General features: G+C 62.0%; 3 protein-coding genes and 1 pseudogene. All 4 read left to right on the top strand.

Annotated elements, in window-relative coordinates:
* Nucleotides 1-938: glutamine synthetase family protein (locus EOA85_RS31130; RefSeq protein ID WP_127212289.1), on the top strand; the 938-nt coding region annotated here is incomplete at its 5' end.
* Between the two features lie 32 nt (nt 939-970).
* The gene (locus tag EOA85_RS31125) at nt 971-1,300 is read left to right on the top strand and encodes a four helix bundle protein (protein WP_348627949.1); all 330 of its coding nucleotides are present in this window, start codon (nt 971-973) and stop codon (nt 1,298-1,300) included.
* Between the two features lie 68 nt (nt 1,301-1,368).
* Entirely contained in the window at nt 1,369-2,655 is a 1,287-nt protein-coding gene (locus EOA85_RS31115) for an FAD-binding oxidoreductase (RefSeq protein ID WP_127212288.1), read from the top strand.
* Between the two features lie 7 nt (nt 2,656-2,662).
* Nucleotides 2,663-3,108, top strand: a pseudogene (locus tag EOA85_RS39505) (hypothetical protein); the annotation flags it as partial.

Genomic DNA, 3,108 nt, shown 5'->3' with positions numbered 1-3,108 from the left:
AGATCGAGTTCTACCTCGTGCGCAAGAATCCCGATCCGGACTACCCGCTGACGCCGCCGGTCGGGCGTTCGGGACGGGCGATAGGCGGTGGCGCCGGCTATTCGATCGCCGGCGTCAACGAGTTCGACGAGCTGATCGACGACATCTACCATTTCTCCGAAAGCCAGGGCCTGGAGATCGATACGCTGATCCACGAGGAAGGCGCCGGCCAGCTCGAGATCAATCTGCGCCATGGCGATCCGATCGAACTCGCCGACCAAGTGTTCATGTTCAAGCGCACCATCCGCGAGGCGGCGCTGAAGCATGAGATCTACGCCACCTTCATGGCCAAGCCGATCCAGGGGCAGCCCGGGTCGGCCATGCATATCCACCAGTCGATCATCGACAAGAAGACCGGCAGGAACGTCTTTTCGGCCGAGGACGGCTCGGAAACCGAAGCCTTCTTCCATTTCCTCGGCGGCATGCAGAAACATGTGCCGAACGCGCTGGTGATGTTCGCGCCCTACGTCAATTCCTACCGCCGGCTGACGCAGTCGGCTTCGGCACCGGTCAACAACAAATGGGGCTACGACAACCGCACCACCGCCTTCCGCGTCCCGCGATCCGACCCGGCAGCCAGGCGCGTCGAGAACCGCATCCCTTCGTCCGACGCCAATCCCTATCTGGCGCTGGCTGCATCGCTCGCCTGCGGGCTGATCGGCATGACCAACAAGATCAAGGCCGAACCGCCGGTTCTCACCACCGCCAACGAGGCAGAGATCGACCTGCCGCGGAGCCTGCTCGAGGCTGTCGACCTGTTCGAAGCCGACGAGGAACTCTGCGCGCTGCTCGGCAAGTCGTTTGCCGCGACCTATGCGGCGATCAAGCGGGCGGAATTCGAGACCTTCATGGAAGTGATCAGTCCGTGGGAGCGGGAGTATTTGTTGTTGAACGTGTAGGAGGGGAGTAGGGGAGTAGGGGAGTAGGGCGAATGGCTGAGAAAACGGGTTCTTACAAGGACTTAATAGTCTGGCAGCAGGCAATGGACCTTGCGGTGGCTGTGTACGGCGCGACGAAATCCTGGCCGAAGGAGGAGCTTTATGGACTGACCAGCCAAGTGCGGCGCGCAGCAAGCTCGGTGCCGGCGAACATAGCGGAAGGCTATGGCTATCAGCAATTCCTCCGTATCGCTCAAGGGTCACGGAAGGAACTGGAAACTCAGCTTCTGATCGCTGAGCGTACCGGCATAGAAGTCGAAGAAGCTTTCCTACACTTTCGGTGCTCGCCAACAATGGCGCCGCCGTGGCATTCGGCGCGATAATCCGCAAACTTTCAGCCGACTAGCATTTCCTCTACTCCCCTATTCCCCTATTCCCCTACTCGGTCATCATGCCCTACCAATCCCCAATCTCCCCCGGCCGCTCCTGGTATGAGGACACGGCCGGCCCACGGCCCGAATACACGGCGCTAGACGGCGACCGGACATGCGACGTCGTCATCGTCGGCGGCGGCTTCACCGGCCTGTCGGCGGCGGTGCACCTTGGCAAGGCCGGCAGCAATGTCGTGCTGATCGAAGCGCATCGTTTCGGCGACGGCGCATCGGGCCGCAATGGCGGCCAGCTCGGCACCGGTCAGCGCGCCTGGGCCGAGGAACTCGAAGCGGAATACGGCTTTTCCCGCGCCAAGGCGCTGTTCGACCTCGCCGAAGAGGCCAAGTCGCATCTCCTCGAATTCGCCGCCGTCAACAAGATCGAGATCGAGTACATGCCCGGCCAGATGTCGGTGGCGCATAAGAAGCGCTATGTCGACGATTACAAGGCGCATGCCGAGATCATGGCGAACCGCTTCGGCTATCCGCACATCGCCTTCATGGATGCGAAGGAAACGGCTGGGCGGTTGGGCTCGACGCGCTATTTCGGCGGCACCCGCGACACCGGCACCGGGCACATCCATCCGCTGAAGCTGGTGATCGGCACGGCAAAGGTGGCGGCGCAGGCGGGCGCGCAGCTGTTCGAGCAGACGCCGGCGACCGGCATCGCGTCGCTTGGCGGCAAGGTCAGGGTCACGACGCCGAAGGGCACGATATCAGCCGAGAAATGTCTGATCGGCGTCAACGCCCATGGCGGCACGCTCGAGCCGGTCAGTGCCGCGCACATCATGCCGATCGGCTCCTTCATCGGCGCGACGGTGCCGCTGGGGGCTGACACAAACGTGCTGCCGGGCGGTGAGGCGGTCGATGATTCCCGCTTCGTCGTGCGCTACTTCCGCAAATCGACGGATGGGCGGCTGCTGTTCGGCGGGCGCGAGATCTATGCCGTCAACGATCCGAAAGACATCCATGTCCACATCCGCCGGCAGATCGCCGAGCTTTACCCAGCACTGAAGGCCGTCGAGATCACTCACGGCTGGGGCGGCTATGTCGGCATCACGATGCCGAGAAAACCCTTCGTGCGCGAGGTGATGCCCAATGTGATTTCCGTCGGCGGCTATTCCGGTCACGGCGTCATGCTGTCGAACTTTTTCGGCAAGCTCTATGCCGAAACCGTTACCGGCAACCGGGACCGGCTGAGGCTGATCGAGGACCTGAAAATTCCGGCCTTTCCCGGTGGTCGACGCTTCCGCGCGCCTCTGCTCTTTCTTGCGCTCAACTGGTATGCCTTGAGGGACAGGATATAACCATAGATTGCAAAATCCCTTTGAAGTTGCAGAATCTGGCGCAAAGGTGCAGAATCCGCCCGGCAAGGGCGCAGTGATGCCACAATCGCCGGCAAAGGATGCCCGCTCAGGGCAGTTGAACGGGGATTTTGCGGGCCTGCCCGCGTTGGTTTGGGACCGATGCCGACCGAATGCCGGTTTTCCCGGCACAGGTCGTAAGAACGTCGGCCCGCAAATGGAGGTTGCAAGAGTGAGAGAGCCCTTCAGTTTCGGCGCGCCGGAACGACGGCGCTTTGCGATGCAGTTTGGCTATGACGTGCGGCCCAGGTTCTGGCAGCAAATCCGGTCGAACTTGCATCTGGTCATCGCGGCGTTTGGCACAGCAGCGCTGCTTGGCGTGGCCGCGGTGGCGCTATGGCTGGCATTGCCGGCCAACGAGAGACAAGCGGTCGCGAGTCCCGAGCAGATCGTTTC

It is taken from the genome of Mesorhizobium sp. M5C.F.Ca.IN.020.29.1.1, from assembly GCF_003997375.1.
GTDB lineage: Bacteria > Pseudomonadota > Alphaproteobacteria > Rhizobiales > Rhizobiaceae > Mesorhizobium > Mesorhizobium wenxiniae.
The sequence above is the reverse complement of the archived record's forward strand: the minus strand, read 5'-3'. Positions and strand labels throughout refer to the sequence as shown.